Genomic DNA, 15207 nt, shown 5'->3' with positions numbered 1-15207 from the left:
CACCGCCGTATACTTTTGCAAGTACGTTAGTGATTGCTGCAGTTAGTGTAGTTTTACCGTGGTCAACGTGGCCGATTGTACCAACGTTTACGTGCGGTTTTACGCGTTCAAACTTTTCTTTTGCCATCTTAAAAAATTCCTAATTAAGAAATTAAAGCCTGACTCACTATTGAGCCAGACAAGCTAAAATCATATAACAGCGCGAGCTGAAATTATTGTATCTGCAACATTTTTAGAGGCTTCAGCGTACTTCAAAAACTCCATAGAGTAAGAAGCACGGCCCTGTGTTGCAGATCGTAAAGCAGTTGCATAACCAAACATTTCAGAAAGAGGAACCTGAGCATTAACTTGCTTAAGTCCACCTATTGCATCTTCCATGCCTTCGATTATGCCGCGACGACGGTTTAAGTCGCCAACTACATCACCCATGTTTGAGTCAGGAGTGATTACTTCAACCTTCATCATTGGCTCTAAAAGTACAGGGTCAGCTTTAAGCGCCCCAGCTTTCATTGCCATTGAACCTGCAATTTTAAATGCCATTTCATTCGAGTCTACATCATGGAATGAACCATCATATAAAGTCGCTTTAACGCCAAGTAATGGGTAGCCTGCCAGTACACCTTGAGACATTTGCTCTTGGATACCTTTGTCTACCGCAGGGATAAATTCTTTTGGAACCGAACCACCTACAGTTTCGTTAACGAACTCATAAATTGGTGCTTCATCATCCGAAATATCCATCGGTTCAAGTTTAACCCAGACGTGACCATATTGACCACGACCACCTGATTGACGTACAAACTTCCCTTCAACTTCAACAGTTGAACGAATAGCTTCTCGGTATGCAACCTGCGGCTTACCAACGTTACATTCAACACTGAATTCACGTTTCATACGGTCGACAATGATATCAAGGTGAAGTTCACCCATACCAGAGATTATAGTCTGGCCTGATTCTTCGTCAGTTTGTACACGAAAAGACGGATCTTCTGCGGCTAGTTTACCTAGTGCAATACCCATCTTATCTTGGTCAGCGATTGTGCGAGGCTCAACCGCAACAGAGATAACTGGCTCTGGGAACTCCATACGCTCTAGCGTAATGATAGAGTTCGGATCACACAGTGTCTCACCTGTTGTTACGTCTTTAAGACCAATAGCTGCCGCAATATCGCCTGCGTGAACTTCTTTGATCTCTTCACGTGAGTTTGAATGCATCTGTACGATACGACCAAATCGCTCACGCTTACTTTTAACTGGGTTATAAACCGCGTCACCCTGTTTAACAGTACCAGAGTAAACACGGAAAAAGGTTAAAGTGCCAACAAACGGGTCTGTTGCAATTTTAAATGCAAGTGCAGCAAACGGCGCTTTATCATCAGCTGGACGTTCTTCCTCAGTTCCATTTTCTAGGATACCTTGGATTTGTTTCACTTGTGTTGGTGCAGGCATGTATTCAACAACGCCATCAAGCACAGCTTGAACGCCTTTGTTTTTAAATGCACTACCACACGTAATGGGAACAATTTCGTTCGCTAATGTGCGTTGACGTAAGGCAGATTTAATCTCTGCTTCACTTAACTCTTCACCTTCTAAGTACTTATCCATTAGTTCTTCAGAGGCTTCAGCTGCACTTTCAACTAAATGAGAGTGCCATTCTTGAGCGAGCTCTTGAAGTTCTGCCGGTATTGCCTCATAAGAGAAAGTCATACCCTGGTCCGCTTCGTTCCAGTTAATGGCTTTCATTTTTATAAGGTCAATAACACCTTTAAAGTCGTCTTCAGCGCCAATTGGCAACTGGATTGGAACAGGCGTTGCTCCAAGACGAGATTTCACCTGGTCAACAACCGTTAAGAAGTCAGCGCCTGTGCGATCCATTTTATTTACGAAGATCATTCTTGGAACTTCGTATTTGTTCGCTTGGCGCCAAACTGTCTCAGTTTGCGGCTGTACACCTGATGAAGCACAAAGAACAACTACCGCACCATCAAGTACGCGTAAAGAACGCTCTACTTCGATAGTGAAATCTACGTGTCCTGGAGTATCAATAATATTGATACGATGGTCGTCAAATTGCGCGTCCATCCCTTTCCAGAAACACGTTGTTGCAGCAGAAGTGATTGTGATACCACGCTCTTGTTCCTGCTCCATCCAATCCATAGTTGCGGCGCCATCATGTACTTCACCGATCTTATGAGAAAGACCTGTGTAGAACAGAACACGTTCTGTTGTGGTGGTTTTGCCTGCATCTACGTGAGCTACTATGCCGATATTACGGTAGCGCTCAAGTGGAGTTGTACGTGCCATATGATCCTCTTAAAGGTTAAGGACAGATTACCAACGGTAATGTGCGAATGCTTTATTCGCTTCAGCCATACGGTGAACGTCTTCACGTTTCTTAACCGCAGTGCCTTTGTTGTCAGCAGCGTCAACGATTTCTTGAGCTAAACGTAAGCCCATAGATTTTTCGCCACGCTTACGTGCAGCGTCTACTAACCAACGCATACCTAATGCGTTGCGACGTACTGGACGTACTTCAACTGGAACTTGATAAGTTGAACCACCAACACGGCGAGATTTAACCTCTACCTGTGGACGGATGTTATCAAGTGCAGATTCAAAGATTTCTAGGTGCGACTTGCCTGATTTCTCAGCAGCCACGTCTAGCGCACCATAAACAATTTTTTCAGCAGTAGATTTCTTGCCGTCTAACATTACGATGTTAACGAATTTAGCAAGAAGTTCCGATCCGAACTTAGGATCTGGAAGAATTTTACGTTGACCTATTACGCGTCTTCTAGGCATTTTGTATCTCCGGTTTATTCAGGTTTGTCCTTTTGGAACAATCACCCAAAACAATAATTAATAATATTTAGTGCTTGGCCTTACTAACGGAAAACAATTAGCCTTTAGGGCGTTTTGCACCGTATTTAGAACGAGCTTGACGACGGTCGCTAACGCCTGCACAGTCAAGTGCACCACGTACAGTGTGAAAACGCACACCTGGTAAATCTTTAACACGACCACCACGGATTAGGATTACACTGTGCTCTTGAAGGTTATGACCTTCACCACCGATGTATGATGTTACTTCGAAACCGTTAGTTAAACGTACACGAGCTACTTTACGTAACGCTGAGTTTGGTTTCTTAGGTGTAGTTGTATATACGCGAGTACATACACCACGCTTTTGCGGACACGCTTTAAGCGCAGCTGAGTTACTTTTAGTAACCTTGCTACGACGTGGCTTACGCACTAGCTGGTTAATAGTTGCCATTTAAATAGCTCCTGAAATTAAAATTACTACTGAAAAAAATAAAAAATCCGCCCTTTTTACAAGCTTGTAACATACATGCAAGTAAATGGGTGGCGGAATTTTAATGAGCAAAGTTTAACCTGTCAACCTAAACTCATCGTAAGACAGTAGATAACTGTCTTACGATTTATTAATCTGTTGATTAATAAGAGTTTATTGATTTCCAGATAAATCTGCGTTCAGAGCATCTGTTAGTGCTTGAGTTGCCTCTTCTGCACTTACTGTTTGCTCTTCAACAACTTCACCCTGCTTGCGGCGAGCCATACGGTCTTGGTGATACGCAAAGCCAGTACCGGCTGGGATCAGACGACCCACAATTACGTTTTCTTTCAGACCACGAAGCTCATCGCTCTTACCATTCACTGCGGCATCTGTAAGAACACGTGTTGTTTCTTGGAAAGACGCTGCCGAGATGAAAGATTCGGTTGCTAGTGATGCTTTCGTGATACCCATAAGTTGTATTTCAAACTTCGCTGGGATTTTACCTTGTTTTTCAAGGTCACGATTAGCGATATTAACGCGAGCTACTTCAATTTGCTCACCCGCTAAGAACTCAGTATCACCGCCGTCAAGGATGGTACATTTACGTAGCATCTGACGAATAATTGTTTCAATGTGCTTATCATTGATCTTAACGCCCTGCAAACGGTAAACCTCTTGCACTTCGTTAACAATGTAGTTAGCAACATGAGTCACACCACGTAGGCGTAAGATGTCATGTGGTGATTCAGGACCATCGGCGATAACTTCACCTTTAGACACTTGCTCACCTTCAAACACGTTAAGTTGACGCCACTTAGGAATCATCTCTTCGTAATGATCGCCTTCAGCTGGTGTAATAACTAAACGTTTCTTACCTTTAGTTTCTTTACCGAAGCTAATAGTACCTGTGATTTCAGCTAAGATAGCTGGATCTTTTGGCTTACGTGCTTCAAATAAGTCGGCTACGCGTGGTAGACCACCCGTGATATCACGAGTTTTCGAACCTTCTTGCGGAATACGTGCAAGTACGTCACCTGGGTTTGCTGTAACGCCATCTGTCACTTCAATCGTAGTGAATGAAGGTAGACGTGTTTCTTGCAAGCCGCGCTCTTCACTTTCGATGATAAGCTTAGGCTCTTTCGCATTTACTTTAGCAAGGTCTTTAACAACTACACGGGTTAAACCGGTTAGTTCATCAGTTTGTGCTTCAGTATTTGAGTCATCAATATCGCTGAACGAGATTTTTGACTTATGCTCAAGAACGATTGGGTGACTATGCGGGTCCCAAGTAGCAACGATGTCGTTACCTTGAACTTCTGCATTGTCTTGTACTGTTAGTACCGCACCGTAAGGTACTTTATAACGCTCTTTTTCACGACCGAAGCTATCAATGATAGTGATTTCAGTTGAACGTGAAGTAATTACAATCTTACCGTCGGTATTAAGTACATACTTAGCGTTATGTAGTTTTAACGTACCGTCAGTTTTAACTTGTACATTGTTTTCAGCTGATGCTCTTGATGCCGCACCACCGATGTGGAATGTACGCATCGTAAGCTGTGTACCCGGCTCACCGATTGATTGTGCCGCGATAACACCTACTGATTCACCCGCGTTGATGATATGACCACGTGCAAGGTCACGACCATAACACTTAGCACATACACCAAAGTCGTTATCACAGGTGATAACAGAACGTACGCGAACTTCATCTACTGAGTGCTCTTCTAAAAGGTCACACAGTTTTTCATCAAGCATGATATTACGTTCTACTAATACAGTATCTGTATTAGGGATAACCACAGGCTCAGCTACAACACGACCTAGTACACGTTCGCGAAGTGCTTCTACAACGTCACCACCTTCAATAAGCGGTTTCATTGTTAAGCCATCTTCTGTGCCACAGTCGTCTTCATTGATTACCAAATCTTGTGCAACGTCTACTAGACGACGCGTTAGGTAACCTGAGTTAGCTGTTTTAAGTGCTGTATCGGCAAGACCTTTACGCGCACCGTGCGTTGAGATGAAGTACTGTAGTACGTTTAGACCTTCACGGAAGTTAGCCGTGATTGGCGTCTCGATGATTGAACCATCTGGACGTGCCATTAGACCACGCATACCTGCTAGCTGACGGATCTGAGCGGCACTACCACGAGCACCGGAGTCGGCCATCATAAACACTGAGTTAAATGACGGTTGCTCTTCTTCTTCACCTTTCGCATTGATAACCGTGTCTTTAGACAAGTTGGCCATCATTTCACGTGATAAGTTTTCATTTACACGTGACCAGATATCGATAACTTTATTGTACTTTTCACCAGCCGTTACAAGACCTGATTGGAATTGTTGGTTGATTTCAGTTACTTCAGCTTCAGCTGATTCAATGATTGATGCTTTAACTGGTGGGATAACTAAGTCATCGATACCAATTGAAACACCTGACTTCATTGCGTAGTGGAAACCGGTGTACATAACTTGGTCAGCAAACACAACAGTGTCTTTAAGACCTAGACGACGGTAACACTCGTTTAATAAGCCAGAAATCTGCTTTTTACCTAATGCTTGGTTGATTGACTCAAACGGCATGCCTTTAGGTAAAATTAGAGACAGAATTGCACGACCAACAGTAGTGTCGATAAGCGTTACAGTGTCTTCAACAACACCTGCTTCGTTAGTGATTGACTGACTAATACGCACTTTAACGCGCGCGTGAAGTTCTGCGTTACCACTACGGTATGCTTTTTCTGCTTCTTTAGGATCTTTAAATACAATGCCTTCGCCTTTCGCATTAATGCGATCGCGCGTCATGTAGTAAAGACCTAATACAACATCCTGTGAAGGAACGATGATTGGCTCACCATTCGCTGGAGATAGAATGTTGTTAGTAGACATCATTAGTGCACGAGCTTCTAACTGAGCTTCAAGTGTTAACGGTACGTGTACCGCCATTTGGTCACCATCGAAGTCGGCGTTGTAAGCCGCACATACTAATGGGTGTAAATGGATTGCTTTACCTTCAATTAGTACAGGTTCGAACGCTTGGATACCTAAACGGTGAAGTGTAGGTGCACGGTTAAGTAATACTGGATGTTCACGAATTACTTCGTCTAGTACATCCCATACTTCCGCTACTTCGCGCTCTACCATTTTCTTAGCAGCTTTGATTGTCGTAGCCATGCCGCGACGCTCTAATTTGCCATAGATAAATGGTTTGAATAGCTCAAGTGCCATCTTCTTAGGAAGACCACATTGGTGAAGCTTAAGTGTAGGACCAACCGTGATTACAGAACGGCCAGAGTAATCTACACGCTTACCAAGTAAGTTCTGACGGAAACGACCTTGCTTACCCTTGATCATATCAGCAAGAGATTTAAGCGGACGCTTGTTAGAACCTGTAATTGCACGACCACGACGACCGTTATCAAGTAGCGCATCTACCGCTTCTTGTAACATACGTTTTTCGTTGCGTACGATAATATCTGGTGCAGCTAAATCTAATAGACGCTTAAGACGGTTATTACGGTTAATAACACGACGGTAAAGGTCGTTTAGATCAGATGTCGCAAAACGACCACCGTCTAGTGGTACTAATGGACGTAAGTCAGGTGGCAATACTGGAAGTACTGTCATGATCATCCACTCAGGGTTATTACCTGATTGGTGGAACGATTCCATTAACTTAAGACGCTTAGTGATCTTTTTACGCTTCGTTTCAGAGTTAATTGTTGGTAACTCTTCACGCATTTCTGCAATTAATTGGCCAAGATCAAGTTCACGAAGCAAGTCTAATACTGCTTCTGCACCCATCTTAGCTTCAAACTCATCACCGTGCTCTTCAAGTGCATCTAGGTATTCTTCTTCACCTAATAGTTGACCACGCTCAAGCGTTGTCATACCAGGCTCAGTTACTACGAATGATTCGAAGTAAAGAACACGTTCAATATCACGAAGTGTCATATCAAGCATTAAGCCAATACGAGACGGTAATGATTTTAAAAACCATATATGTGCTACTGGGCTCGCAAGGTCGATATGACCCATACGATCACGACGCACTTTTGTAAGTGTAACTTCAACGCCACACTTCTCACAGATCACACCACGGTGTTTAAGGCGTTTATATTTACCACATAAACACTCATAATCTTTCACTGGGCCGAAAATACGGGCACAGAATAAGCCATCGCGCTCAGGCTTGAAAGTACGGTAGTTAATAGTCTCAGGTTTCTTTACTTCACCGTATGACCATGAACGAACCATGTCTGGTGAAGCAAGACCAATGCGAATTGCATCGAATTCTTCGGTCTTATTTTGTTGCTTCAGAAACTTAAGTAAGTCTTTCACCTTAGCTCTCCTGTCGGAGTTAATCTTGAGGGCGGATAATCTCGCCCCTACATTCTATTCAGCCGTAACAGATGCTGCAGGGTTAACTGCAGCATCTAATTGGCTTAATTTTCTTCCAACTCGATGTTGATACCCAGTGAGCGGATTTCTTTCAACAATACGTTGAACGATTCTGGCATACCTGGTTCCATTTTATGGTTACCATCAACGATGTTTTTATACATCTTAGTACGACCGTTCACGTCATCCGATTTCACTGTTAGCATTTCTTGTAGAGTGTAAGCAGCACCGTAAGCTTCAAGTGCCCATACTTCCATCTCACCAAAACGCTGGCCACCGAACTGTGCTTTACCACCCAGCGGCTGCTGAGTAACAAGGCTATAAGAACCAGTAGAACGTGCGTGCATCTTATCGTCAACCAAGTGGTTAAGTTTAAGCATGTACATGTAACCAACAGTTACTTGACGTTCAAACTGATCGCCAGTACGGCCATCATAGAGTGTAACCTGACCACTTCTTGGGTATCCACCAAGCTCTAGCATGTCTTTGATTTCGTCTTCTTTAGCGCCATCAAATGCAGGAGTAGCGATTGGTAAACCACCTTTTAAGTTATCAGCTAAACGACGAATTTCATCATCAGAGAAGCTAGCAATATCTACTTCTTGACGAGATTCACCGATTTCGTAAGCTTGCTTGATGAATTCACGTAGCTCATGCAGCTCACGTTGTTCCTTCATCATTTCCTCTAAGCGCTCACCAATACCACGTGCAGCTAGACCCATATGTGTTTCAAGGATCTGACCGATGTTCATTCGTGATGGTACACCTAGTGGATTTAGTACGATATCTACCGTACGACCTTTATCATCGTATGGCATATCTTCTACTGGTACGATAGTCGAGATAACACCTTTGTTACCGTGACGACCCGCCATTTTATCACCCGGTTGGATACGACGTTTAACAGCTAGGTATACTTTAACAATCTTAAGTACGCCTGGTGCTAAGTCATCACCTTGAGTAATTTTACGACGTTTGTTTTCAAACTTCTTATCGTATTCAGCTTTAAGCTCATCGTACTGTGCAGCTAGTTGCTCAAGTTCAGCTTGCTTGTCTTCTTGTGCAAGGCTTTGAGTAAGTAGCTTTTCAGCATTTAGTGACGCTAAGTTGTCTTCATCGAAGCCTGCTGCAGCAAGTAGCTTGCGAGCACGGTCTAATACACCGGCTTCTAGAATACGGAACTCTTCGTTGAAGTCTTTCTTCGCTTCGCGAAGCTGCATGTCTTCAACTTCTAACGCACGCTTATCTTTTTCAACACCATCACGGGTGAAAACTTGTACGTCAATTACAGTACCAGTTACAGAGTTTGGTACACGTAAAGAGCTGTCTTTAACGTCAGACGCTTTTTCGCCGAAGATAGCACGCAGTAGCTTCTCTTCAGGTGTTAATTGCGTCTCGCCTTTCGGAGTCACTTTACCTACTAGGATATCGCCGCCTTTAACTTCAGCACCAATATAAACAACGCCTGATTCATCAAGCTTGCCTAGCGCAGACTCACCCACATTCGGGATATCTGCAGTGATCTCTTCAGGACCTAATTTAGTATCACGGGCAACACACTGTAGTTCTTGAATGTGGATAGTCGTTAGACGATCTTCTTCAACTACGCGCTCTGATAGTAAGATTGAATCCTCGAAGTTATAACCGTTCCATGGCATGAATGCCACGCGAAGGTTTTGACCAAGGGCTAAGTCACCTAAGTCAGTCGAAGGACCATCTGCTAACACGTCACCACGAGTAACCGGTTCACCAACCATGCACGTTGGTTTTTGGTTAATACATGTATTTTGGTTAGAACGTGTGTATTTAGTAAGGTTGTAAATGTCGATGCCCGCTTCACCAGGAATACGCTCATCGTCATGTACGTTTACAACGATGCGGCTAGCATCGGCGTACATTACTTCACCACCACGTTTAGCAACAATCGTTACACCAGAATCTTTCGCTAGTGTTAACTCAATACCTGTACCTACTAACGGCTTATCCGCTTTCAATGTTGGTACTGCTTGACGTTGCATGTTTGAACCCATCAATGCACGGTTAGCATCATCGTGTTCTAGGAACGGGATAAGTGCAGCCGCTACAGAGATCACCTGTTGTGGTGATACATCCATATATTGCTGGTCCATGCGACCCATAAAGGTAGATTCACCTTTGTGACGACACGGAATAAGTTCATCAACAAACTCATTGGTTTCAGTTAAGTTTGAGTTCGCCTGTGCGATAACAAACTGACCTTCTTCAATGGCTGATAAATAATCAACTTCATCAGTTACTACACCATCTACCACTTTACGGTAAGGTGTTTCTAAGAAACCGTAATCATTTGTACGTGCGTACGTAGATAACGAGTTAATTAGACCGATGTTTGGACCCTCAGGAGTCTCGATTGGACATACGCGACCATAGTGAGTTACGTGAACGTCACGTACTTCAAAGCCAGCGCGCTCACGTGTTAGACCGCCCGGACCTAATGCAGAAATACGACGCTTATGCGTTACTTCTGATAGTGGGTTATTTTGGTCCATAAACTGTGATAACTGAGACGAGCCGAAGAACTCTTTAACCGCTGCCGAAATAGGCTTAGCGTTAATAAGATCTTGTGGCATTATCGCGTCAAGGTCACCTAAGCTTAAACGCTCACGTACAGCACGTTCTACACGTACTAGACCAACACGGAATTGGTTCTCAGCCATTTCGCCAACACTACGTATACGACGGTTGCCTAAGTGGTCAATATCATCAACATCGCCTTGACCGTTACGAATAGCAATTAATACTTTCATAACAGACACGATGTCTTCTTTGCTTAATGTGCCAGGGCCTGTGTCTGTATCGTAACCAACACGGCTATTGAACTTCATACGACCTACAGTAGATAAGTCATAACGTTCTTCAGAGAAGAATAAGTTCTCGAATAAGGCTTCAGCCGCGTCTTTCGTCGGTGGCTCGCCTGGGCGCATCATGCGGTAAATTTCTACTAATGCTTCTAAACGGTTGCTAGACGAGTCAATATTTAATGTATTTGACATGTAAGCGCCGCTGTCCACTTCATTGATGTATAACGTCTCAATTTTAGTGTGACCTGCTTTAACCAATTCAGCCATCAACTCTAGTGATAGCTCGTCATTAGCGTTTGCAATAACTTCACCTGTTGACTCATCAACATAGTTTTTAGCTACAATACGGCCAATGATGTACTCATGTGGTACTTCTAATTGATTAATGCCTTTTTTCTCGATGCTCTTGATGTGGCGAGCCGTAATACGACGACCGCTTTCAACAAGTACTTCACCGTCTTCGCCTTTGATATCAAAAGCGGCAGTTTCACCACGTAAACGTGAAGGCACAAGTTCCATAAGAACTTTACCGTCAGTTACTTCAAACGCGGTAGTATCGAAGAACATATCTAAGATTTCTTCGCTAGAGTACTCAAGTGCACGTAAAATAATAGACGCCGGTAATTTACGACGACGGTCTATACGTACATATAAGTTATCTTTTGCATCAAATTCGAAGTCTAACCATGAACCACGGTAAGGTATAACGCGTGCGTTATATAATACTTTACCCGATGAATGGGTTTTACCGCGGTCGTTATCAAAGAATACACCAGGGCTACGGTGTAGCTGAGAAACGATAACACGCTCTGTACCATTGATTACAAAAGTACCGGTATCAGTCATGAGCGGAATTTCGCCCATGTAAACTTCTTGCTCTTTAATGTCTTTAACTGTGCCTGGAGCTTCTTTGTCCATAACTACAAGACGCAGTTTCACGCGAAGTGGAGCAGAATAAGTCACACCGCGAATTTGACATTCTTTTACATCGAATACTGGCTCACCAATACGATAACTTACGTATTGAAGCTCAGAATTTCCCGAGTAGCTTTTAATAGGGAACACAGAACGGAAGGCTGCTTCCAAACCATGATCGCCATCAGCGTCTGGGACTAAGAATTTTTTAAACGATTCTAACTGTGTCGACAGTAAGAAAGGTATATCCAAAACTTGTGGACGTTTACCAAAATCCTTACGGATACGTTTCTTTTCAGAATAAGAGTAAGCCATGGGGTTCCTCAGCTTGCTGATCTTTGACCCGACCTGTTCTTGTAAGAACAGACTTAACTGGCATCTATGCCAAGATTTACAACATTTAATTGTTGTTCTAATTAACTCCGCCTTAGCAACACTAGCAAACTATAAAGCGTTGAAAGTAAAGAGAAAATCAGATTTTATTTGAGCTATAGGAATACATAACTCTATAGCGCAAAAAGGCCGGTGATTAAATAATCACCAGCCCTTGCCTGATTACTCAGGCAGCGAACCTAGCGTGAGCTAGATTACTTAACCTCAACTTCAGCACCAGCTTCAGTAAGGTCTTTTTGAAGTGCTTCAGCTTCTTCTTTAGATACACCTTCTTTGATAGGTGCAGGAGCAGCTTCAACAAGAGCTTTCGCTTCTTTAAGGCCTAGGCCTGTTGCGCTACGTACAGCTTTGATTGCCGCAACCTTGTTAGCGCCAGCGCCAGTAAGGATTACGTCAAATTCAGTTTTCTCTTCAGCAGCTTCAGCAGCAGGACCTGCTACCATAGCAGCTGCAGCAGTTACGCCGAATTTTTCTTCCATTGCTTCAACAAGAGCAACAACGTCCATTACTGACATTTCAGCAATTGCGTCAAGGATTTGGTCTTTAGTTACAGACATTACAAATTTCCTAATAATTAACGGACTCTAGGTCCAAATAAATTTACACCGAAAGAGAGGTTAAACAGCTTAAAATTAAGCAGCTTGCTCTTCTTTCTGTACACGTACTGCTTCAATTGTTTTACACAATTTGCCAGCAGACGCTTCTTTCATAGCGCTCATTAAGCGTGCAACAGCTTCATCGTATGTAGGTAATGTAGCAAGCATTGCTGCATCTACAACATTTCCTTCAAAAGCGGCCGTTTTAACTTCGAATTTCTCATTCTTTTTCGCGAAATCTGCGAAGATACGCGCAGCAGCACCAGGGTGCTCTGATGAGAAAGCGATTAAGCTTGGACCAACTAACGAATCAGATAGACATTCAAATTCAGTACCTTCAACAGCACGTTTTGCTAGAGTGTTACGAACAACTTTCATCCATACACCAGCTTCACGAGCTTCTTTACGAAGGGCTGTAATTGCGCCTACTGCTACACCACGAGAATCTGCAACAACTGCAGAAAGAGCACCATTGGCTGCTTCGTTGACTTCAGCAACAATTGCTTTTTTGCCTTGAAGATTTAAAGCCATGGGTGTTACTCCTGGTTTAATGGGTCACCGACACTCGGCTTCCCTGTTTTACTCTTCCCCATCAACAAACTTGATAGAGATGCTTTTTACGGCGAGAGCCAGAAGAGATTAGGAAAAATCTATCTGGGGATTCACACCGTCTACGTAGGTAATATTAAGGCCGAAGCCGCCTACGGTCTTGGACGGAAGCCCAATTTATCGCATCACTCAAGAGCTTAGCGAAATTATGGACTTCAACCCGAATTCTTTACTTGTTAAATAATAAATTATTCAACAAAATGGCGCAAAATTATAGTACAAATTTCACGCCATGTAAACACCTATTAAGCTACAGAAGTGCTTAAAGTGTTTTGGTCAACAGCAACACCTGCGCCCATTGTTGTAGAGATGGTTACTTTCTTAACGTAAACACCTTTAGCTTGAGAAGGTTTAGCCTTCTTAAGCGCAACGATTAGAGCTTCAAGGTTTTGTTGAAGTTGCTCAGCAGTGAAATCAACCTTACCGATAGTAGTATGGATGATACCATTTTTGTCATTACGGTAACGTACTTGACCTGCTTTCGCATTTTTAACTGCTTCTGCAACGTTAGGCGTTACAGTACCAGTTTTAGGGTTAGGCATAAGACCACGTGGACCTAAGATTTGACCTAGTTGACCAACAACACGCATAGCGTCTGGTGATGCAACAACAACGTCAAAATCCATCTCGCCTTTCTTAACTAGTTCAGCAAGATCTTCCATGCCTACTAATTCAGCACCGGCTTCTTTTGCAGCTTCTGCATTAGCGCCTTGAGTGAATACAGCAACACGAACATCACGGCCAGTACCGTTAGGTAGTACAGTTGCACCACGAACGTTCTGGTCAGATTTACGAGCGTCAATACCAAGGTTAACAGCAACGTCAACACTTTCTACGAATTTAGCTGTCGCTAACTCTTTTAAAAGCGCAACTGCTTCATTGATTTCGTAATCTTTAGTTACTTCCACTTTTTCGCGGATAGTACGCATACGTTTAGTTAATTTAGCCATTTCTTAGTCCTCTACGTTCAAGCCCATCGCACGCGCAGAACCTGCGATAGTGCGAACCGCAGCGTCCATATCAGCCGCTGTAAGGTCAGCTCGTTTTGTCTCAACGATCTCTTCAAGTTGAGCACGAGTTACTGTGCCTACTTTTTCAGTGTTAGGACGGCCTGAGCCTGATTTGATACCAGCAGCTTTCTTAAGTAAGTAAGCAGCAGGTGGCGTTTTCATATCGAACGTAAATGAACGGTCACCGTAAACAGAGATCACTACAGGAACTGGAGCGCCTTTTTCGATAGACTCTGTACGCGCGTTAAACGCTTTACAGAATTCCATGATGTTTACACCGTGTTGACCTAGTGCAGGACCTACTGGAGGACTAGGATTAGCCATACCAGCGGCAACTTGTAGCTTGATTAAAGCTTCAACTTTTTTAGCCATTATAAATACCTCATTTGGTGGGTCTTAGCCTTGTGCGCGCGAGGACGCGTACTCTAACGGCTTCCCAGTTTAAAAATTGGTTTCGTACTTTTTGCGAGCAAAAATAAATTTTTGCCTTAATACAAAAAGGCCGCTGATTATAAGTTAATCAGCGGCCTTTTTCAAGCTTCGTGCCAAAATTTAAGTAAATAATGGCGAAGCTTTTTTAATCAATTACTTATCTTGTTCAACTTGACCAAATTCAAGTTCAACCGGTGTAGAACGACCAAAAATAAGTACCGACACTTTCACGCGGCTCTTTTCGTAGTCAACTTCTTCAACAACACCGCTAAAGTCAGCAAATGGACCATCAGTAACACGAACAACTTCACCTGGCTCAAATAATGTAGCTGGTTTAGGTGCTTCAGCGTTTTCTTGAAGACGGTTAAGAATGCGTTCTGCTTCTTTAGAACTAATAGGCGCTGGGCGGTCAGAAGTACCACCAATAAAGCCCATTACACGTTCAGTGCTGTTCACTAAGTGCCAGCTTGCATCGTTCATATCCATTTGTACTAGTACGTAACCTGGGAAGAATTTACGCTCAGATTTACGCTTTTGACCAGCGCGCATCTCAACAACTTCTTCTGTTGGTACTAATATTTCACCAAAGCTCTCTTCAAGACCTTCAATTTTGATGTGCTCTGATAACGTTTGCGCTACACGCTTTTCGTAACCAGAGAATGCTTGTACAACGTACCAGCGTAATTTAATTTCTTTGTTCTCATCCGACATGG

General features: G+C 43.2%; 11 protein-coding genes. All 11 read right to left on the bottom strand.

What is annotated here, in order from left to right; genetic code table 11:
• Positions 1-127, bottom strand: a 127-nt coding sequence (locus PSH50_RS16320; RefSeq protein WP_033023824.1) for a GTP-binding protein, incomplete at its 3' end; no start/stop codon positions are given.
• 62 nt (positions 128-189) lie between these two features.
• Positions 190-2304 carry an elongation factor G gene (gene fusA / locus PSH50_RS16315; protein WP_054983403.1) on the bottom strand — a complete coding sequence of 705 codons (2115 nt, stop codon included), beginning with the start codon at positions 2302-2304 and terminating at the stop codon, positions 190-192.
• 27 nt (positions 2305-2331) lie between these two features.
• Complete coding sequence (rpsG, locus tag PSH50_RS16310; protein WP_004588211.1) at positions 2332-2802, bottom strand: 30S ribosomal protein S7; 471 nt, start codon at positions 2800-2802, stop codon at positions 2332-2334.
• A gap of 97 nt (positions 2803-2899) precedes the next feature.
• Complete coding sequence (rpsL, locus tag PSH50_RS16305; RefSeq protein WP_002958885.1) at positions 2900-3274, bottom strand: 30S ribosomal protein S12; 375 nt, start codon at positions 3272-3274, stop codon at positions 2900-2902.
• Positions 3275-3466: 192 nt separating this feature from the next.
• Complete coding sequence (gene rpoC, locus PSH50_RS16300) at positions 3467-7639, bottom strand: DNA-directed RNA polymerase subunit beta' (protein WP_004588210.1); 4173 nt, start codon at positions 7637-7639, stop codon at positions 3467-3469.
• A 104-nt stretch (positions 7640-7743) separates the two neighbouring features.
• Complete coding sequence (gene rpoB / locus PSH50_RS16295; RefSeq protein ID WP_004588209.1) at positions 7744-11769, bottom strand: DNA-directed RNA polymerase subunit beta; 4026 nt, start codon at positions 11767-11769, stop codon at positions 7744-7746.
• A 272-nt stretch (positions 11770-12041) separates the two neighbouring features.
• Positions 12042-12404: a 50S ribosomal protein L7/L12 gene (gene rplL / locus PSH50_RS16290; RefSeq protein ID WP_004588208.1), complete on the bottom strand. Its 363-nt coding sequence runs from the start codon at positions 12402-12404 to the stop codon at positions 12042-12044.
• Positions 12405-12479: 75 nt separating this feature from the next.
• Positions 12480-12974, bottom strand: a complete 495-nt coding sequence (rplJ, locus tag PSH50_RS16285; protein ID WP_024032046.1) for a 50S ribosomal protein L10 — start codon at positions 12972-12974, stop codon at positions 12480-12482.
• Positions 12975-13297: 323 nt separating this feature from the next.
• Positions 13298-14002 carry a 50S ribosomal protein L1 gene (gene rplA / locus PSH50_RS16280; RefSeq protein WP_004588206.1) on the bottom strand — a complete coding sequence of 235 codons (705 nt, stop codon included), beginning with the start codon at positions 14000-14002 and terminating at the stop codon, positions 13298-13300.
• A gap of 3 nt (positions 14003-14005) precedes the next feature.
• Complete coding sequence (gene rplK / locus PSH50_RS16275) at positions 14006-14434, bottom strand: 50S ribosomal protein L11 (RefSeq protein ID WP_004588205.1); 429 nt, start codon at positions 14432-14434, stop codon at positions 14006-14008.
• Positions 14435-14647: 213 nt separating this feature from the next.
• On the bottom strand, positions 14648-15205 hold the full coding sequence (nusG, locus tag PSH50_RS16270; protein ID WP_024032045.1) for a transcription termination/antitermination protein NusG: 558 nt from the start codon (positions 15203-15205) through the stop codon (positions 14648-14650).
• Positions 15206-15207 lie beyond the last annotated feature (2 nt).

The sequence above is a fragment of the Pseudoalteromonas sp. Angola-7 genome (assembly GCF_028599255.1).
In the GTDB taxonomy this organism is placed as follows: domain Bacteria; phylum Pseudomonadota; class Gammaproteobacteria; order Enterobacterales; family Alteromonadaceae; genus Pseudoalteromonas; species Pseudoalteromonas atlantica.
The sequence above is the reverse complement of the archived record's forward strand: the minus strand, read 5'-3'. Positions and strand labels throughout refer to the sequence as shown.

Bases quoted from the DNA above. Each gene is read 5' to 3' on its own strand.
- fusA (WP_054983403.1), bottom strand. From the start codon at position 2,304: ATGGCACGTACAACTCCACTTGAGCGCTACCGTAATATCGGCATAGTA.
- rpsG (WP_004588211.1), bottom strand. From the start codon at position 2,802: ATGCCTAGAAGACGCGTAATAGGTCAACGTAAAATTCTTCCAGATCCT.
- rpsL (WP_002958885.1), bottom strand. From the start codon at position 3,274: ATGGCAACTATTAACCAGCTAGTGCGTAAGCCACGTCGTAGCAAGGTT.
- rplL (WP_004588208.1), bottom strand. From the start codon at position 12,404: ATGTCTGTAACTAAAGACCAAATCCTTGACGCAATTGCTGAAATGTCA.
- rpoB (WP_004588209.1), bottom strand. From the start codon at position 11,769: ATGGCTTACTCTTATTCTGAAAAGAAACGTATCCGTAAGGATTTTGGT.
- rplJ (WP_024032046.1), bottom strand. From the start codon at position 12,974: ATGGCTTTAAATCTTCAAGGCAAAAAAGCAATTGTTGCTGAAGTCAAC.
- rplA (WP_004588206.1), bottom strand. From the start codon at position 14,002: ATGGCTAAATTAACTAAACGTATGCGTACTATCCGCGAAAAAGTGGAA.
- rplK (WP_004588205.1), bottom strand. From the start codon at position 14,434: ATGGCTAAAAAAGTTGAAGCTTTAATCAAGCTACAAGTTGCCGCTGGT.
- nusG (WP_024032045.1), bottom strand. From the start codon at position 15,205: ATGTCGGATGAGAACAAAGAAATTAAATTACGCTGGTACGTTGTACAA.